The sequence below is a fragment of the Microbacterium bovistercoris genome (assembly GCF_003387575.1).
GTDB classification, from domain to species: Bacteria; Actinomycetota; Actinomycetes; order Actinomycetales; family Microbacteriaceae; genus Microbacterium; species Microbacterium bovistercoris.
Map to the genome: position 1 here is coordinate 1 of NZ_QUAB01000016.1, position 18479 is coordinate 18479.

Here is an 18479-nt window from a genome sequence, read left to right on the forward strand (position 1 = left end):
GCGCCGCCGGCTCCGCCGGCATCCGCGCCCGTCCCGCCGGCGCCGGGCGCTCCCGTGGCGCCCCCTGCGCCCGCGACGGTCGTGCCCCCGACGCCGGTCGGAGCCCCTGCGGTGTCCGCCGCTCCGGCCAATCCGGTCTCGGAGCCGGCCGTGCTCGATGAGGGCAACTACGAGGCCCTGCGCACGCCGCGCTCCGAGGGCGCGCTCGCCCTGGACGGCACCTGGCATCAGATCTCGCAGCGTTACGTCACCTCGCAGATGGTGCAGAACACGCTGTTCATCGTGCTGCTCGCGGCCGCAGCGGCGGTGCTCTCGTTCGGATTCGAGCAGACCTGGGCCTGGATCCCTGCCGGCTTCCTCATCGTGATCACACTGGTGACGATGGTCATCCTGCCGCGGCAGGCGAAGGCGATCGGCTACATGCTGCGCTCCGACGACATCGTGTTCCGGCGCGGCATCCTGTGGCAGCGCATGGTCGCCGTGCCCTACGGCCGCCTGCAGCTCGTCGACATCACGCACGGCCCGCTGGACCGCGCCTTCGGCGTGGCCCAGCTGAAGATGGTGACCGCGGCGGCGACGACCGGCGTGCAGATCCCGGGGCTGAACCAGCCCGCGGCCGAAGCCTTGCGCGACACGCTCATCCAGGTCGCCGAGACCCGCCGGACCGGACTGTGAGCGCACCCGTCCCGCCGCCCGCTCAGGGTCCCGCGTCTCAGCCCGCTCCGCCCCTGCTCCCGGACGGCGGCTCCTCCACTCTCGCCGACGGCGAGTGGCACCGGATGCATCCGCTCACCCCGCTGCTCAAGGGCGGGCTGGTGCTCATCATCGCCGCCGGCCTGGTCATCTCGAACATGCGCGACCGTGTGATCGCGTGGCTGGTCGGCATCTTCGCCCCGGAGGAGGCCGTCGGCGACATGCCCGACGGCGACCCGGTCGACTGGGTGTTCGCGAACGGCCTCGCCTTCGTCGCGCTGCTGGCCGTGCTGGCCGTGCTCATCGTCGTTATCGTCGTGTTCTGGGTGATCTGGCGCTTCCACCAGTTCCGCATCACCGGATCGCACGTCGAGGTGCGCAAGGGCATCGTGTTCCGCTCCCAGCGGCGCGCGCCGCTGGACCGCGTGCAGGGCGTGAACCTCACCAGGCCGTTCATCGCGCGCCTGATCGGCCTGGCCAAGGTCGAGGTCGTCGGCGCCGGCACCGACGCGAACGTCGAGCTGGAGTACCTGGCCACGGCGAAGGCGGAGTCGGTGCGGGCGGACATCCTGCGCCTGGCATCCGGTGCACGATCGGCGCGGCTCGCCACAGTCGCGGGCGCGGCGCCCGCCGCTGCTGCGGCACCCGGAACGATGCGACAGCAGATCGCCTCGTCGGTGAACTCCGGCGTGACCGACCTGATCGCGGGCGTCGACCTCGCGGATGTCGCACCCGAGAGCGTCGTGAAGATCCCGACCGGGCGCCTGGTCGGCTCGCACGTGATCAACGGCATCGTCTGGCTGGCGTTCTTCGGCCTCATGTTCCTGGTCGCGATGGCCGCGGTCGTGATCTCGTCGGTCGCCGACGGCGAGGTGCTCCGCGGCACGGTGGTGCTCGGCATCGGTCTCGGCATCGGGATCCCGATGATCATCGCCGCGGTCGGCATCGCATGGGCGCAGATCTCGCGCTCGCTCCGCTACTCGATAGCCCCGACCGAGAACGGCATCCGCCTCACCTTCGGTCTGCTGACGACGGTGACCGAGACCCTGCCGCCCGGTCGCATCTTCGCCGTCGAGGTCGTGCAGCCGCTGCTGTGGCGGCCGTTCGGCTGGTGGTCGGTGCGCATCAACCGGATGTCGGGCAAGAGCGCCTCGGCGCAGCAGTCGAGCACCGCGCAGCAGTTCAACATCGTGCTGCCGGTCGGCAAGCGTGCCGATGTCGAGCGGGTGCTCGGGCTGGTTCTGCCGGATGCTCCGGCGTCGACCATCCCGCTGATCTGGGAGCACGGCGTGCTCGGTCCCGTCGCCGGCGACCCGTACCGCACCACGGCGCGCCGTGCCCGGTGGACGCACCCGTTCAGCTGGAAGCGTCAGGGCTACGCGGTCAGCGACTTCGCGCTGATGCTGCGTCGCGGCGTGCTGTGGCGCAAGCTCGCGGTCTTCCCGCTGGCACGGATGCAGGGGATCGCGATCAACCAGGGGCCGATCGCCCGCGCGCAGCGCGTCGGCGGCGCCCAGGTGCACTCGGTCACCGGTCCGGTCTCCGGACGCCTGTCCGGCCTCGAGCGCGACGACACCATGCGGCTCGTGGACGAGGTCGCTCGGGCGGCCGTGGCGGCGGCCTCCCGCGACACCTCGCACCGCTGGGCGGAGAGCGCGGGCTGACGGAGCGACGCCCTTCGTCACGAAGGACGCTCGCTCAACGACCCGTCGGGGTTCGCTCGCTCAGCCCAGCACCACCCGGTGGTGGTCGGTGACCCTGGGTGACTCGTCCCGGGGCTTGCGGCCGGTGCTTCCGGCGACCTGCACGTCGATCGACTGCACGACAGGGGTGTGCAGCCCCATCATCCGCACGTCGCACACCAGGACGCCGGTCCGGCACGGCACGGTCCAGCGAAGCGCGGAAGCGTCCGTCGCCGAGATCACGCGCGTCTCGAACGACGGGGCATCCGCCACAGGCTCGCCCGTCTCATCGAGCGCCGCGAGCAGCCGCCGGGTGCGCACCGCGCCGGGCACGTCGCGGAGCACGTTGCGGGCGAGCGGACCCATCTCGTCCCAGGCGTCGGTCCGCCCGGCGCGCAGCAGCTCGTCGACACGGCGGGCGGCGGCCACGGTCTGCGGCCAGGGGCGCACGACGGCGGCCGGTGCATCGATCCGTCCCAGCACGTCGTGCAGCACGGCGCCCGCGATGCCGCCGGCGCCGAACTGGTCGGAGTTGCCGAACACCACCACGCCGATCCCGGTGGCCGGGTGCCATCGCATGTGCGATGAGAACCCGGGCAGGCCGCCGGCGTGCTGCACGATGCGTCCGAAGCGGCGGTCGTGCTCGACGACGAGCCCGTAGCCGTAGCCCGCGCCGTCGAGCTCCCGATCCGTGAACTGGCTGAGGGCGGGGGCGATCAGTGTGTGCGCGGTCTGCAGCTCGCGCCGCGAGGCGGCGGAGAGCACGCCGTCACCGGCATCCGCGTCGAAGGCCGAGCCGAGGAACTCCATCCAGGCGGCGATGTCGGAGACGGTGCTGAACAGGCTGCCGATGCAGCCCAGCGCGCCGGTGCCGACGTAGGGCTCCGGTGCGAAGGACTCACCGTCGTCGAAGGTGCGGAAGCCGTGTGCGAGATCGGCTCCGGCGGGGTAGAGGCCGGCGGATGCCCGGGTGTCGGCGAGTCCGAGAGGATCCAGCATCCGCTCCCTGATCACGTCCTCGACCGGGCGTCCGGTGACCGCCTCGATCGCGCGGCCGACCAGCGACTGCCCGACGTTGGAGTACTGGTACTCGGTCGCGGGCGCGGCGGACAGCGTGAGTCCTTCGCCGACGAGCGCTCCGATGGACTCCCGCGACTCGCCGAGGTGCTCGTCGCCCCACGGATTGTCTTCCGCGAGACCCGAACGATTGCTCAGCAGCATGTCGATCGTGATGCGGGCCGATCGGCCGTCGAACCGTGCTGCGGCGGCCTCGGGAACGTAGTTTTCGATCGGCGCGTACAGGTCGAGCAGACCCTCGTCGCGCAGCGAGAGCGCAGTGGCGGCGAGGAAGCTCTTCGACATCGATGCGATCCGGAACACGGTGCCGGGGGTGGTCGGCGCGCCGTCGCGACGCGGCTCGCCGTGCGTGCGCACGGCGACCACCTCGCCGCGGCAGGTCACCGCGGCGATGGATGCCGGTGAGCGCCGCAGCGTCGCCGCATCCAGCCTCTCGGCCATGGCCTCGCACGCCTGTGCTGCGAGATGCTCGGTCGCGATGCCCGCCGACATCAAGTGCTCGCCGCCCCGCCCGCCGTGCGCGCATGGGCCGCCGCGCGCACCTCGGCCGCGAACGCCGCGGCCATCGCCCGGCTCGCGCGGGTGTTGACCTCGTCCACGGCGCGGGCCTCGGCGAGCAGCTCCGCAACCGGGCGGTCGCCCTCGGCCCGCGTGGTCGGCTCCTGCCAGCGCTCAAGGTCCTCGGCGCCCACCTCGGGGTGGAACTGCAGGCCGCGCACGTGCGCGCCCAGCCGGAAGGCCTGGTTCTCGACGGCTCCGCTCGAGGCCAGCAGCACGGCGTCGGGCGGGAGCGCGGTGATCATGTCCTGGTGGTTCTCGATCATGTGCGCGGCGTCCTCGAGCGCGGACAGCAGGGCGTCCTCCGCGCCGTGCGGCGACGGGGTGATCAGCGTGGCGCCGCGCTCCTTCGGCCCGAACGAGGCGCGCACCTCACCGCCGGCGACATGGGCGAGCAGCTGGCCGCCCAGGCAGATGCCGAGCGTCGGCAGGTCGGCTTCGATCGCCTGCCGCGCGAGCACGCGCTCCTGCGCCAGCCAGGGCGCGCGGTCGTCGTCATCCGGCATGAGCCCGCCGCCGAGCATCACCAGCCCGTCGTATCCGTCGAGGTCTGCGGGCAGGCCGTCGGAGCCGAGCACGGCGTCCACGACCACGCCTTCCTCCTCGAGCCAGCGGCCGAGACGGCGTGGTCCCGAGGGCTCGGCGTTCACCACGACCAGCGCCCGCGGTGCACGCTCCGCGGCGCGCTGCGTGAGATCGACGGCCGGCGCCACTGACAGCGGCTCGCCGGCCGTGCCGGCCAGGAACGCCGCGTGGTCGGCATCCGACGCCTCCAGCACGCGCAGCACGTTGCCGTGCGCGACAGCCTCGAGGTCCTGTGGCGACCAGCCGCGCCCACGCAGCTCCTCGAGCAGATCCTGGTAGCGGGAGACGTCCTCCAGGCCGCCGGGCATCGATCCGGTGCCGTCGTAGTCGGCGCCGAGGCCGACCGCCTGCACACCGGCCACGTCGCGGATGTGCTCGATGTGATCCGCGACATCCGCGATTCCGACGGACGGCGGCTCGCCGTGCTCGCCCGCGAGCACCCACTCGCGCCGGGCCTGCGAGACGAACGAGGGCACGAACGCGACCATCACGACACCGCCCTGCGCGCCGATCGCGGCCAGCACGTCGTCGGGCACGTTCCGGGGGTGATCGCACAGCGCCAGAGCGCAGGAGTGCGACACCACGACCGGGCGGGTGCTCACCGCGAGGGCGTCGCGCATCGTCGTCGACGCAACGTGCGACAGGTCGACCAGCATGCCGATCCGGTTCATCTCGCGCACGACGTCGCGGCCGAAGTCGGTCAGCCCGCCATGCCGTGGCTCGTCGGTCGCGGAGTCCGCCCAGTCGATCGTGCGCGACCAGGTCAGGGTCATATACCGTGCGCCGAGGCGGGCGTACTGCCGCAGCACCGCGAGCGACCCGTCGATCTGGGCGCCGCCCTCGACGCCGATCAGCGAGGCGATGCGGCCCTCGGTCATCGCCGCCCGGACGTCGGCGGCGGTCCGAGCGGCGGCGAGGCGGTCGGGGTACGCCGCGATGAAGCGCTGTACGAAGTCGATCTGCTCGAGCGTCGCCGTGACCTGCTCGGCTCCGGTCAGCTCGGGATCCACCCACACCGACCAGAACTGCCCGCCGACACCGCCCGCGGCGAGCCGGGGCAGGTCGGTGTGCAGCTCGGGCACCACGCCGTCCAGACCGGTGACCGTGTAGCCGTGGTTCTCGCGTCGTGCCCAGGCGAGGTCGTTGTGGCCGTCGATGACGGGGATCATCCGTCGCTCCTGTCCGTGTCGAAGCTGCGCGTGGTGTTCTGCAGCACCCAGTCGAGGTCGACCTCGAAGCCGATGCCGGGCGTCGTCGGAACGGGAACCCGCCCCTCGTGCGCCGAGATCGCGGGGGTGACCACGTCGCGGGCGAAGTACTTGTCCGAGCCTGACACGTCCGAGGGCAGGGTGAAGTTCGGCAGCGACGAGATCGCCACGTTGGCCGCGCGTCCCACCCCGAACTCGTGCATTCCGCCGCACCACACCGGCACGCCGGCATCCGCCGCCAGGTCGTGCGCTGCGCGCGCGACCGACAGCCCGCCCATCCGCGACACCTTGATGTTCAGGATGCGGCCGGCATCGAGCGCCAGCATCGTGCGCAGGTCGCCCAGGTCGACCACCGACTCGTCGAGGCAGATCGGCGTGCGGATGCTCTTCTGCAGCCGGGCATGGGCGACGAAGTCGCGCGGGGCGAACGGCTGCTCGATCATCGTCAGCTCCGCGTCGTCGAGCGCACGGAACACCGCCGCCGAGTCGTCGTCGTCGGGGTACGCGCCGTTCGCGTCGACGTGCAGGTCGAGCTGCGGATGCGCGGCGCGCACGGCGCGCACGGGCTCGACATCCCAGCCGGGCGCGATCTTCAGCTTGACCCGGTCGTAGCCGGCGTCGCACTGCCGTTGCACCTGGGCGAGCAGGTCGTCGATGGTCGGCTCGATGCCGAGCGACACCCCCGCGACGACCTCGGCGCGGGTGCCGCCGAGGTCCTGCGCGAGCGAGACTCTGCGGGCGCGGGCGTGCAGATCCCAGCCCGCGGCCGAGAAGCCGGCCTTCGCGAACTCGTGGCCGCGCACCCGCCGCCAGCCCGCCTCGAACTCCTCCGGGGCGTCCCACTCGGTGCCGAGGGCGGCGGGCACCAGATGGCGCAGGGCGATCGTCCACGCCGTCTCGGTGGTCTCCGAGCCGTAGAACGGATCCGCGGGGGAGGCGATCTCGCCCCAGCCGACCAGGCCCTCGGCGTCTGTGGCCTCGATCAGGATGTGGTCCAGCCCTGTCTTGCGGTGCGAGCTGGTCTGGAAGCCGTGCACGAGCGGAAGCGACACCTCGAACAGGCGCAGCCGTTCGATCCTCATCCCTGCCGCTCCGCTCCCGCGACCGGTCCGGTGAGCGGCCCGGGGTGGTACAGACTGAGATCGCTGCCGAAACGGTCGCGCACGGCCAGCCTGCGGCGCGCGCCCTTGGCGCTCGCCGTGGTGAGCGTGGACAGCAGGTGGCAGACGGCGGCGACCGACGTGGGGGAGTCGGCATAGGACGCTGAGCCGGTGTGCACACGGATGAGTGCCGAGGCGATGGATGCCAGGGGCGCGTCCGCGCTGTCGGTGATGACGAGCAGCTGGCCGCCGGCCTCGCGGAACAGCTCACCGAAGCGCACGGTGTCCTCCCGGTAGCGACGCATGGAGAACACCACGAGCACGTCGCTGGCTCGCACGTCGGTGAGCACGGTGAGCGGGGTCAGCGCCCGCCCGTCCACGAGGAACACGTTCGAGAGGGTCGCCGAGAGGTCGGCCCCGAGCAGTTCGGCGTAGGCCGCGGCCTTGCCCTGCCCGCCGATGTACCGGCGCCGGGCGCCCAGGATCAGCGTGGCTGCGCGGGGCACATCGCCGGTGCGCGAGAGCTCGTCGAAGGTCTGCGCCAGCGAGCGGGTCTCCGCCTCGATCACGCGCGCCTGCAGGGCCTCCGCCGACACGTTCGTGCGGATGCGCTCGCCGTAGCGCTCGCCGGGTGAGACGAGCGTCCGGTCGTGGGCGTCCTCGTCGTCCGTCGCCGGTGGAACGGGCATGTTCACGCTCACTCTTCCTCCTCATCGAGGCGGCGCACCGCGAGGTGCGCGGCGGTCCTGTCGTCGATTCTCGTGCACGCGACGAGCACGCGACCTTCTGTGACGATGTCGCGCAGCGCGGCGCGCACGGTGCCGCAGACGGCTCCGTTCCGGTCGGGCCGCGCGGGCACCGGCAGCCACACGGCGCCGTCGCCGGCCGATGACGGTCGTCCCCAGTCCTCCGGCCCGAACGCCGGGGGCTGCAGCGCGCGCTCGCCGGCGTAGGGGTCCGCGGTGCGGTCCAGAGCCCACTCGACCACGATCCGGTCGGTGTCCGGGCGGCCGTAGTAGTCCTCCTCGTAGCCGATGCCCTCGGCGCCGAGCGTGCTGAAGTTGAAGTGCGCGTTGCGGGCGAGCGAGGGGTCGAACGTCCAGCGCATCCGGCGCTGCCCCCAGCCCAGGGCGACGTCGCGCTGGGCGTACTTGAGCAGCCGGCCGACGCCGGCGCCCTGGTGCGCGGGATCGACCACCGCCGCCTGCGAGTAGTGGAACTCGTCGCCGGCGCGGTCGCGCCCGGCGAAACCGTAGGCGAAACCGACCAGCTCGCCGTCCTCGGTGTGCGCTCCGATCGCCGAGCCGCCGTTGCGCACCAGGGCGCTCAACAGGTTGGTGTTCAGGTGCAGATCCGGGGTGTCGTAGTCGAAGACGCGGGCGTACAGTTCGGCGGCCGCGTGCAGCTCCGCATGACTGCGCAGCGTCGCGCAGTGGTACCGTCGCTGCGTTGCGTCGTGCATGATACGTATCCTATATTCCGCTGATGCCCGTTCCGAAGGTCGAAGATATCGGAGGATCGCGGGGGAATCAATCATCCGATATGTTTCATAACAGCACGCGAAGGGGGTGCAGTCGTGAGGGAATCCGCGACGGTCGAAGCGGACCGCGTGCTGTCCAGACTGCGGCGGCTGGTCGAGATCGAGTCGCCCTCGTCCGACCGCGACGCCGCCCGGGAGATGGCCGGCGTCCTCGCCGGATGGTGGGCGGATGCCGGTGCGCGGGTGCGTCTGGTCGAGTCGGATGCCGGGCCGCATCTGGTCGCCGAGGTCGACGGGGCGGGCGACCCGCTGCTGCTGGTCGGGCACACCGACACCGTCTGGCCGCGGGGCACCCTGGACGGCACCGTGCCCTGGGCCCTGGACGGCGACGTCGTGCGCGGACCGGGGGTCTACGACATGAAGAGCGGGCTGGTCGTGATGATCGCCGCGATCGAACGCCTGCGCGACCGGCCGCACCGCGCCGTGCGCGCGGTGCTGGTCTGCGACGAGGAGATCGGCTCCCCGACGTCGCAGGGTCTGCTGCGGGAGTGCGCCGCCGGGGTCGCCGGTGCGATCGGCTTCGAGTCGCCGCATCCCGACGGGGCGATGAAGGTGGGCCGGCGCGGCAGCACCCGGCTGTGCGTGCGGGTGCGCGGGCGCGCCGCGCACGCCGCGCTCGATCCAGAGGCCGGGATCTCGGCCATCGACGAGCTCGTCGACCAGCTCGTGGCGATCCGGGGCATCGTGAATGACCCGGCCCTGGGTTCCGAGGTGCTCTGCAACGTCGGCACGATCTCGGGCGGCGGCCGGGCGAACGTCGTGCCGGCCGAGGCCGAGGCCGAGATCGGCCTGCGCTTCGTCGACGGCGCCACCGAGGACCGCGTGCTCGGCGCGCTGCACGCGCTCACGCCGGTGCGCGAGGGCGCCGTGGTCGAGACGATCGTGCGCAGCCGCCGTCCCGCCTGGAGCCGATCCGACGCCGACGAGGGGCTGCTCGCGCTGGTCGCAGCCGCGGGCGCGCGGATCGGTCAGGCCGTCGGCGGACGCCCCGCCGACGGCGCGGGCGACGCCAACCTGCTGGGCAGCCTCGGCATCCCGACGATCGACGGCTTCGGCCCGCGCGGCGGCGGTGCGCACGCCGTGACCGAGCACGCCTCGCTGTCGTCGCTGACGGAGCGCATCGACCTGCTCGAGGCCGTGCTCGCGGACCTCGGCTGACCGGTCGCGCCTACCAGGCCCCATCGCCAGGGGACTCCGGCAGTGCGTGCCCCCGAGGGACCACCAGGTAGACCGTGCGCCGGCTGCGCGACCAGGCGGTGTCGAAGGCGGCGCGGGGATAGATGCGCAGGCCCGCGGAGCCGCCGGGGCTGGCCGGGTCGGCGACCAGCACGTCGCCGTCGGGGGTGAAGCCGCGGATCACGACGAGGTGGCCGGTCGGAGCCTCGTAGTCGGCGCCCGGCAGCTCGGCGCGATCGGTGAACCGGATCGACGAGATCACCGGGATGCCGGCGTCGGTGAGAATGCGGGCGTCGCGCAGTGACGGCAGCCGGGTCACGACCGCGTCGAAGCCGAGGCTGCCGGCGAGCGCGGTGTTGAACGACCAGTTGCCGGTTCCCGTGTACACGGTGTCGTACACGGCGCGTGCGACCCAGGGCACGTGCGGGTCGGCGCCGTCCGGGGCATCCGCCGGTGACTCCGGCAGGTCGGCGCCCCAGGCGGTGAGCACCATCGTCAGCGAGGTGGGCGAGCACCACACCGGTCCGCCGCCGAGGTCGTCGCGGGCGGGATAGGCGCGCTGCGAGAGCGGCCGCAGCGCGGCCGCCGCACCCACGACGCCCGCAGGGGATCCGTCGTCGGGCAGCGGCGCGGAGTCCGCCGGGGCGGTGAAGCTGACCGCCGCGAGGTGCAGCGGCGTCGGGCCGTCGGGTCGCCCGTCGAGGGTGATGCGCAGCTGTGCGGCGTCGAACGGATGCTCCGGCGGTGCCTTCAGCACGTCGGTGTCCACGAACACGCGGCGGGATGAGGCATCCGCAGCGCCCGCCGGACTGCGGCGCTCGCCCGGCTCGCCCCACTCGGCGACGGGCAGCCACTCCGACCAGGTAGCGTCGGTACCGCGTGCACGGATCTCGACGTGCGCCGCGACCCCGGCATCCGCGTTCCACGACGCGATCGCCTGGTCCGCGGAGAAGCCGGGCTCCAGCACGCCGGAGGTCCACCTGCTCCCCTCCCAGCCGTTCGCCGGATCGGCGCGCACGAGCCGGGTGCGCCAGCGCGGCGCCGTGATCGACAGGGTGGACGAGGTCGGAGTCGGCACGGTGGCTCCCGAAATGTTAGGACCGATGATCTGTAACGGATCATCGGCCGCCCATCGGGGCGCTGTCAAGGCTGCGTCGACCGCGGAGATCGTCCGGACTCGTTTCCTCCACAGCCTGTTTCCCAGAGCAGGACCGGTGTCGTAGGCTGTAGGCGCGTCAATGCAGCCGCCGAAACCCTGTTCGCGAAAAGTCGAGGAAGACGTCGCGATCGTCCCTTCGATGGCAACGATCTGGTACGAATCTGTTGACCAGAGCGCCTGGCGTGCGGTTCTATAACTGAATCCCCAGGGGGCCGCCTCCCCACGGCTCCGCACCGAAAGAAGGACCCTGATGCGAACTCGTCACAGTAAATACCTGGTCCGCGCCTTGTGCGTGGCGGCGGCCGCCGCGCTGGTCGTCGCTCCCGCCACGGTCGCGAACGCCGCCGCCCCCACCGGCATCCATGCCGCCGACTCCTCCGCCCCGCCGTCCGGCAAGTCCGATGCGAAGACGCTGCGGGTGGCGACCTCGGGCTTCGTGGACTCGTTCAACCCGTTCACCTCGATCTACCTGCTCCCCACCAACACGCTGCGGTACACGTACGAGTTCCTCGTGCAGAACTCCCAGGAGGACGGCTCGCCCACCAAGGGCCTCGCCGACAAGTGGGACGTGACCGACGGCGGCAAGGTCTGGACCTTCACGCTGCAGGACGGCCTGAAGTGGTCCGACGGCGAGCCGATCACCTCGGCCGACGTGGCCTACACGTACCAGTCGATGATCGACGACCCCGCTCTCGGCGTGGCCAACGGCGGTCTGCTCGCCAACCTCGACTCGATCGAGACGCCGGACGACAAGACCGTCGTGCTGAACATGAAGGACCCGCAGGCACCGAACCCCGGCGTCGAGATCCCGATCGTGCCCAAGCACGTGTGGGAGAAGATCGACAACCCCGCCGAGTACGCGAACGACAAGGATGTCGTCGGCTCCGGGCCCTTCCTGCTGGAGAGCTACAAGGCGAATCAGTCGATCGTCCTGAAGGCCAACAAGGAGTTCTGGCGCGGCGCCCCGAAGATCGACAAGATCCAGTACATCTACTACACGAACAGTGACGCCCAAGTGCAGGCGCTGCGCTCCGGAGACGTCGACATGGTCACCGGTCTCACCGCGACCCAGTTCGAGGCGCTCGAGGGTGTGGAGGGCATCACCACGCACTCCGGTCAGGGACGCCGCTATTCGGCGATCGGCATCAACAGCGGCGCCAAGACCCAGGACGGCACCCCCTACGGCAACGGCAACCCGGCGCTGCAGGAGGAGGCCGTCCGCCAGGCGATCCGCCTCGGCACCGACACCAAGACGCTGCTCGACAAGGTGCTCGGCGGCTACGGCGTCGAGGCCACCAGCTTCATCCCCGCCTCGTACCCGAAGTGGACGCTGCCCGCCGACGACGAGGTGATCATGGAGTTCGATCCCGAAGCGGCGAAGCAGAAGCTCGACGAAGCCGGCTGGGTCGCAGGGGCCGACGGAATCCGTGTGAAGGACGGCAAGAAGCTCGAACTGCGTCTGTACGTCGACTCGTCCAGCACCACCGATCAGGCCTCGGCGGAGTTCTTCGTGCCGTGGATGAAGGAGATCGGCATCTCGATCAAGGTGGAGTCCACCGACACCGACACGATCTCGGCTGAGACCACCAAGGGCAACTACGACATGTACTTCACCGGGTGGAGCCAGGGCGCTGACCCCGACTACCAGCTGGGCATCAACACCTGCTCCGGACTCGCGACCGCGACCGACGGCACCGGCGGCACCTCGCAGGACGGCTGGTGCGATCCCGAGTTCGACAAGCTCTACGAGGAGCAGCACACCGAACTCGACGAGAGCAAGCGTGAGGCGATCGTGCGCGAGATGCTCCAGATGAACTACACCGCCACCCCGCAGATCGCGATCTGGTACGCCAACGGCCTGGAGGCGTACCGCTCCGACCGATTCCAGGACTTCTCGCTGATGCCGAAGAAGGACGGCATCATCGCGAACCAGTCCGGCTACTGGGGTTACCTGACGGTCGCGCCCGTCGGTGACGAGGCTGCGGCGGCGGACGGCGGTCCGAACGTCGGCCTGATCGTCACGGGTGTGGTGATCGCCGTCCTCGTGGTCGGCGGCATCATCTTCTTCGTGATGCGACGCCGCAACAGCGCCGACGTCGAATGACACCCTGACCAGGATGGCGGGGGCCTCACCGGCCCCCGCCATCTCGGCGACAGCAGAAGGAGACAGAGATGTCGAACGCGGTGCCGGCCACAGAGGCCGTCATCCTGGAGGAGCAGGGCGCGACCCCGCCTCGCGGGGTCCCCGCGCTGAAGTACGCCCTGAGCAAGATCGGCGGGGCGCTGATCAGCCTGGCGATGGTGGTCCTGCTGGGATTCTTCGCCTTCAAGATCCTCCCCGGCGATCCCGTGGCGTCCATCGCCAGGGACCGCATCATGACCCCGGAGCAGATGGCGCAGCTGCGCCACCAGATGGGGCTCGACCAGCCGCTCTGGCAGCAGTTCCTCACCTATCTCGGCAACGTGTTCACGCTGAACTTCGGCGAGAGCTACGTGTACAAGCAGTCGGTGTCCTCCCTCATCGGCGAGTACTTCTGGAACACGATCCTGCTCACCGGCACCGCCGCCATCATCGCGATCGCGCTCGGGCTGTGGCTCGGGCAGAAGGCCGGATGGCTGCACGGCTCCACCTTCGACAAGATGACCACCGGCACCTCGCTGGTGCTCTGGTCGGTGCCGACCTTCTGGCTCGGCCTGCTGCTGCTGATGGTCTTCGGCGGCATCCTGCATTGGTTCCCCACCGGCGGGATGACGTCGCCGAACCCGCCTGATGACGTTCTCGGGCAGATCCTCGACGTGATCTCGCACATGGTGCTGCCCGTGATCACCATGGTCGCGGTCGTGTACGCCCAGTACGTGCTGGTGATGCGGGCATCCGTGATGGAGGAGAAGACCGCCGACTACCTCGTCACCGCACGGGCGAAGGGCCTGCGCGACGATCTGGTGCGCAGCAGGCACGCCGTGCCGAACGCCCTGTTGCCCGCGGTGACGCTGGTGTTCATGCACCTCGGCGGACTCATCGCGGGCGCGGTGACCGTCGAGACGGTGTTCAGCTGGCCCGGTCTCGGCAAGCTCACCTTCGAGGCGATCCAGGGCCCCGACCTGCCGCTGCTGCAGGGCACCTTCGTCGTCTTCTCGGCGATCATCATCGTGATGAACCTCGCCGCCGACTTCGTCTACCGCTGGCTCGACCCGAGAGTGAGGCGCGCATGAGCGCTCAGACCGCCGCAATCGTGCGCTCGCCGCGCAGCATGGCGTGGTCGCGCCGGCGCAGGGCCTTCGCGGGCTTCTGCCGGCAGTTCGCGCGCAGCCGCACCGGAATGTTCGGGCTGATCTTCCTCGCGATCGTGATCATCGTCGCGATCCTCGCGCCGGTCATCGCGCCCGCGTGGATGCTGGACGCCACCAGGCTGATCGACGCGCCGCGTTTCGCGCCGCCGTCGTGGGAGCATCCGCTCGGCACCGACCACCTGGGCCGCGAGATCTGGGTGCGCATGGTGTGGGGCGCGCAGGTCTCGCTCGTCGTCGGCTTCGCCGCCACCGCGGTGTCGATGCTCATCGGAACGATCGTCGGGATCGCTGCCGGGCACTTCACCGGCTGGACCGGCGGGCTGCTGATGCGCATCATCGACTTCTTCCTGGTGCTCCCCTCGCTGATCCTCGCGATCGTGCTGTCGTCGGTGCTGGAGCGCGGCGTGTGGACGATCGTCATCGCGATCGGTCTCACGTCGTGGGCGGGCACTGCGCGCGTGGTGCGCTCGCAGACACTGTCGGTGGAATCGCGCGACTACATCGAGCGCTCCCGGGTGCTCGGCGCAGGCCACTGGCACATCATCGTCAAGCACCTGCTGCCCGGCGTGCTGCCGCTCGTGCTCGCCAACACCACGCTCACCGTCGGTTCGGCGATCATCGCGGAGTCGACGCTGTCGTTCCTCGGTCTCGGCGACACGACGATGCAGTCCTGGGGCTCCGTCCTGAAGAACTCGATGGAGTACTCCGCGGCGACCGCCGGCTACTGGTGGTACGTGCTCGTGCCCGGCGTCGCGATCGTGCTCGTGGTGCTGGCCTTCACCCTGGTGGGCCGTGCCGTGGAGAACATCGTCAACCCGACCCTGAGGAGCCGTTGAGAGATGCCGGATCTGACCTTCGACGACGTCTCGATCACCTATCGCACTTCGGAACGCGGGGGCCGCGGCGAGGTGCACGCCGTCAGGAACATCTCGCTGACGCTGCCCGCCGGCGGAACCCTCGGCGTGGCCGGGGAGTCCGGGTCGGGCAAGTCCACGCTCGCGATGAGCGTGCTGCGACTGCTGCCGGCCAACGCGAAGCTGACCGGCCGCGTGCTCGTCGGCGACACCGACATCACCGAACTCAGCTTCGGCGCGCTGCGCGCGCTCCGATGGGCCGACGCATCGATCATCTTCCAGGGCGCGATGCACTCGCTGAACCCGGTGCGCACCGTGGGACAGCAGATCATCGAGGCGCTCGAGCTGCACGTCACGGATTCCTGGCGCACCGAGAAGGAGCGGAAGGCACGCGTGGCAGAGCTGCTGCGCGCCGTCGATCTCGCGCCCCAGAAGATCGACGCGTACCCGCACGAGATGTCCGGCGGCCAGAAGCAGCGCGTGATGATCGCGATGGCGCTGGCCTGCGAGCCCGACATCATCATTGCGGACGAGCCGACGACGGCCCTCGACGTGATCGTGCAGAAGCAGATCCTGGAGATGATCAGCGCGCTGGTCACCGACCGCGGCATCTCGATGCTGATGATCAGCCACGACCTGTCGGTGCTCGCCACCGCCTGCGATCGGATCGCCGTCATGCGCGACGGCGAGCTCCTCGAGGTGGGCGAGTCGCTGCGGGTGTGCCTGGAGCCGGAGCATCCGTACACCCGGCAACTGGCCGACGCGTTCCCTACTATCGGCGATCCGGCGTCGCGTCTGAACCCGGTGACGCGCCGCGAGCGGCCGGCCGCCGCGGCCGAGCGCACCGTGAGCGACGAGGTGCTGCTGGAGGCGAAGGGGCTGAACGTCACCTACCACGGCCGCGGCGCGGCCCTGCGGGCCGTGAAGAACGTCGACCTCGAGGTGCGCCGCGGCGAGATCCTCGCCCTGGTGGGTCAGTCCGGTTCGGGCAAGAGCACGCTGGCGCGGACGCTCGTGGGTCTGCAGCATCCGGATGACGGGTCGACGGTGCGCTTCCGCGGGCAGGAACTGCCTCGCAAGGGGCGCGCGCTGCGCGCGTTCCGCAGCGAGGTGCAGATGGTGCTGCAGGATCCCACCGCGGCGCTGAACCCGAAGCTGAGCATCTACGAGTCCGTCGCCGAGGGGCTGCGCGTGCAGCGCTACCCGGGCGACGAGGCGGAGCGGGTCGCGCAGAGCCTGATCGACGCCGAGCTGACGCCGCCGGAGCGGTTCATGACCGCGATCCCGCAGGAGCTGTCCGGCGGGCAGCGTCAGCGGGCCGTGATCGCCGGGGCGCTCGCGCTCGGTCCGCAGATGCTCGTCGCGGACGAGCCGGTGGCCTCGCTGGACGCTTCTGTGCGCGGCGAGATCCTCGCGCTGCTGCTCTCGCTGCGCGATCGCCTCGGTCTCAGTGCCCTGGTGATCACGCACGACCTCGGGCTGGCATGGAACATCGCCGACACCGTCGCGGTGATGCTCGAGGGCGAGATCGTGGAGTACGGCACCACCGAGCAGGTGCTGCTGGACCCGCAGCACGAGTACACCCGGCGGCTGCTGGCTGCGGCGCCGACGATCGAGCGGGCCGGGGCATGAGCGGCACCGTCGTGGCCGTGGATCGTCACGCCTACCTGACCTCGGCGCCTCTGCAGCCGGGCGATCGGGTGCACTTCATCACCCCGTCCGGACTCGGCAACGCCGAGAGCCTGGAGCGGGCGGTCGGGCACTACCGCGACTGGGGCCTCGAGGTGACCGTCGGCGAGCATGTGCTGCAGCCGCATCCGCGGGCGAAGTACCTCGCGGGGCCGGATGCCGGGCGGCGCGACGATCTGGTCGACGCGTGGCGCGACCCCGACACGGCCGCCGTGGTGTGCGTGCGCGGCGGGTACGGCGCGATGCGGCTGCTGGACGGGATCGACTGGGATCTGATGCGCGGGGCGGCGCTGCGGCGTGACGGGCGGCCGAAGCTGCTCACCGGATCATCCGACATCACCGCGCTGCACGAGGCGTTCCGCGTGCAGCTCGACGTGCCGACGCTGTCTGCCCGATGCCCGGGAACGACGTGTTCCGCGACTCGGAGTCGATCCGCGACGACGTGCGCCGTTGGCTCTTCGAGCCCTGGGGCGGTCGCTCTCTGGTGGGGCCTGCCGCCGAGGTCCTCGTTCCCGGACGGGCGAACGGCCGGTTCACCGGAGGCAATCTCGCCCTGCTCGCCGGCGCGCTCGGTGCGCCCGAGGCGGCCGTGGCGCCGGACGGCATCCTGTTCCTCGAGGACATCGACGAGGACCTCTACCGGCTCGACGGGTTCCTGCTCGCTCTGCTGCGCGCGGGGCGCATCGACGCCGCATCCGGCATCGTGCTCGGGTCGTGGCACAACTGCGCCGTGCACGACGGGGTGGCCGACCTCGACGGGGTTCGAGCCCTCATGACGGAGAACCTCGCCGACCTCGGCAAGCCGGTGCTCTGGGAACAGGGGTTCGGTCACGACCCGAACGCGCTGAGCGTGCCGCTGAACGTGGACGGCGAGCTGGAGGCCGGGGATGCCGGCATCCGCCTCGTCGTCGGAGAGGGAGCCTGATGGCCATCGAACTGCCCGCGCTCGACGAGCGTGTCACCTGGTCGATCCGCGTCGTGGACGCCGCGACCGGCGCAGTGCTCGGCGAACACACGCCCGACCAGCAATGCGAGACGGCGAGCATCGGCAAGATCTTCCTGCTGATCGAGGTCGCGCGACGGCTGGCTGACGGCTCCCTGTCGGCGGAGCAGATCGTGCCGATCCCCGTGGAGCACGTCGTCGAGGACTCCGGGCTGCTGTACCGGATGCAGGATCAGACCGTGTCCGTCTACGACGCGGCGCTGCTGGTGGGGGCGTTCAGCGACAACCTCGCGACCAACGCGCTGATCGCGCTGTGCGGACTCGACGAGGTGCGGGCAGTCGCACCGGCGCTCGGCTACGCCGACACCGCGCTGCACGACTACATCCGCTCGGAACGAACGCCCGATCTGCCGTGGACGCCGTCGTACGGCACCGCCGCGGAGCTCGCCGATGTGATGCGCCGGCTCGGGGCGGGCGAGGTGATCTCGCCCGAAGTGAGTGCGCTGGTGCTGACCTGGCTCGCTGCGAACGCCGACACCTCGATGGTCGCCGACGCGCTGCTGCTCGACCCGCTCGCCCATGTGGAGGCGGAGTACCAGGACATGGTGCTGCGTCACAAGACCGGCAGCACGTCGTTCGCGCGGATCGACACGGGGCACCTTTCCGGGCCTGCGGCGACCGTCGCCTACGCCGTCGCCGCGAACTGGAAGGGGAGCGCGGACGACCTGCGCGCCCCGGTGATCGACGCGATGCGCGCGATCGGCGAGCAGTTGCGCGCGCACGTCACAGGTCGCGACCGTGCCGATGCGAAGCTCTGAGTTGTGACGCACTGGCACGCCGACGCCTGGGGCGCAGAGTTCGTCGCTTCGGCGGCGGCAGAGCGACGATTTCGCGACCAGAACGGGCAGGCGGAGCAGTGAAGCG

At 70.9% G+C, this 18479-nt stretch carries 15 protein-coding genes and 1 pseudogene; 10 read left to right on the forward strand and 6 right to left on the reverse strand.

What is annotated here, in order from left to right; all coding sequences use genetic code 11:
- Positions 1-111 precede the first annotated feature (111 nt).
- Together DY023_RS03550 and DY023_RS03555 are read left to right on the forward strand one after the other, a co-directional pair.
- Entirely contained in the window at positions 112-675 is a 564-nt protein-coding gene (locus tag DY023_RS03550; protein WP_116240977.1) for a PH domain-containing protein, read from the forward strand.
- The gene (locus DY023_RS03555; protein ID WP_245958573.1) at positions 672-2357 is read left to right on the forward strand and encodes a PH domain-containing protein; all 1686 of its coding nucleotides are present in this window, start codon (positions 672-674) and stop codon (positions 2355-2357) included. The genes DY023_RS03550 and DY023_RS03555 overlap by 4 nt, the downstream gene beginning before the upstream one ends.
- A gap of 60 nt (positions 2358-2417) precedes the next feature.
- On the opposite strand, the gene DY023_RS03560 is transcribed toward DY023_RS03555, so the two are convergent.
- Genes DY023_RS03560 through DY023_RS03580 form a run of 5 tightly spaced genes read right to left on the reverse strand, consistent with a single transcriptional unit; the run spans position 2418 to position 8365 of the window.
- A complete protein-coding gene (locus DY023_RS03560) occupies positions 2418-3944 on the reverse strand; it encodes a serine hydrolase domain-containing protein (RefSeq protein ID WP_116240978.1) in 1527 nt (508 codons plus the stop codon).
- Positions 3944-5764: a membrane dipeptidase gene (locus DY023_RS18415; protein WP_116240979.1), complete on the reverse strand. Its 1821-nt coding sequence runs from the start codon at positions 5762-5764 to the stop codon at positions 3944-3946. Before DY023_RS18415 ends, DY023_RS03560 begins: the two co-directional genes overlap by 1 nt.
- Positions 5761-6885, reverse strand: coding sequence for an o-succinylbenzoate synthase (menC, locus tag DY023_RS03570; RefSeq protein ID WP_116240980.1), 1125 nt, complete (start codon positions 6883-6885; stop codon positions 5761-5763). The genes DY023_RS18415 and menC overlap by 4 nt, the downstream gene beginning before the upstream one ends.
- On the reverse strand, positions 6882-7604 hold the full coding sequence (locus DY023_RS03575) for a MurR/RpiR family transcriptional regulator (RefSeq protein WP_245958574.1): 723 nt from the start codon (positions 7602-7604) through the stop codon (positions 6882-6884). Before DY023_RS03575 ends, menC begins: the two co-directional genes overlap by 4 nt.
- Complete coding sequence (locus DY023_RS03580) at positions 7601-8365, reverse strand: GNAT family N-acetyltransferase (RefSeq protein ID WP_181905708.1); 765 nt, start codon at positions 8363-8365, stop codon at positions 7601-7603. The genes DY023_RS03575 and DY023_RS03580 overlap by 4 nt, the downstream gene beginning before the upstream one ends.
- Positions 8366-8479: 114 nt before the next feature.
- On the opposite strand from DY023_RS03580, the gene DY023_RS03585 reads away from it, so the two are divergent.
- Entirely contained in the window at positions 8480-9601 is a 1122-nt protein-coding gene (locus DY023_RS03585; protein WP_245958575.1) for a M20/M25/M40 family metallo-hydrolase, read from the forward strand.
- Between the two features lie 10 nt (positions 9602-9611).
- Here DY023_RS03585 and DY023_RS03590 read toward each other — a convergent pair whose 3' ends face one another.
- The gene (locus tag DY023_RS03590; RefSeq protein ID WP_116240982.1) at positions 9612-10697 is read right to left on the reverse strand and encodes a C39 family peptidase; all 1086 of its coding nucleotides are present in this window, start codon (positions 10695-10697) and stop codon (positions 9612-9614) included.
- Positions 10698-11028: 331 nt separating this feature from the next.
- On the opposite strand from DY023_RS03590, the gene DY023_RS03595 reads away from it, so the two are divergent.
- The 7 genes and pseudogenes from DY023_RS03595 to DY023_RS03620 all read left to right on the forward strand — a co-directional run bounded on the left by DY023_RS03595 (position 11029) and on the right by DY023_RS03620 (position 18373).
- Positions 11029-12882, forward strand: coding sequence for an ABC transporter substrate-binding protein (locus DY023_RS03595; protein ID WP_116240983.1), 1854 nt, complete (start codon positions 11029-11031; stop codon positions 12880-12882).
- Between the two features lie 68 nt (positions 12883-12950).
- Complete coding sequence (locus DY023_RS03600; protein WP_116240984.1) at positions 12951-13991, forward strand: ABC transporter permease; 1041 nt, start codon at positions 12951-12953, stop codon at positions 13989-13991.
- Positions 13988-14905 carry an ABC transporter permease gene (locus DY023_RS03605; RefSeq protein WP_181905709.1) on the forward strand — a complete coding sequence of 306 codons (918 nt, stop codon included), beginning with the start codon at positions 13988-13990 and terminating at the stop codon, positions 14903-14905. Before DY023_RS03600 ends, DY023_RS03605 begins: the two co-directional genes overlap by 4 nt.
- A 3-nt stretch (positions 14906-14908) precedes the next feature.
- Positions 14909-16555, forward strand: coding sequence for an ATP-binding cassette domain-containing protein (locus DY023_RS03610; protein ID WP_116240985.1), 1647 nt, complete (start codon positions 14909-14911; stop codon positions 16553-16555).
- Positions 16552-16938: pseudogene (locus DY023_RS18190) on the forward strand (LD-carboxypeptidase); the annotation flags it as partial. The gene DY023_RS03610 and the pseudogene DY023_RS18190, both read left to right, overlap by 4 nt.
- A gap of 68 nt (positions 16939-17006) precedes the next feature.
- A complete protein-coding gene (locus DY023_RS18195; protein WP_245958576.1) occupies positions 17007-17537 on the forward strand; it encodes a hypothetical protein in 531 nt (176 codons plus the stop codon).
- Positions 17537-18373: a serine hydrolase gene (locus DY023_RS03620; RefSeq protein WP_181905710.1), complete on the forward strand. Its 837-nt coding sequence runs from the start codon at positions 17537-17539 to the stop codon at positions 18371-18373. The genes DY023_RS18195 and DY023_RS03620 overlap by 1 nt, the downstream gene beginning before the upstream one ends.
- Positions 18374-18479: the final 106 nt, after the last annotated feature.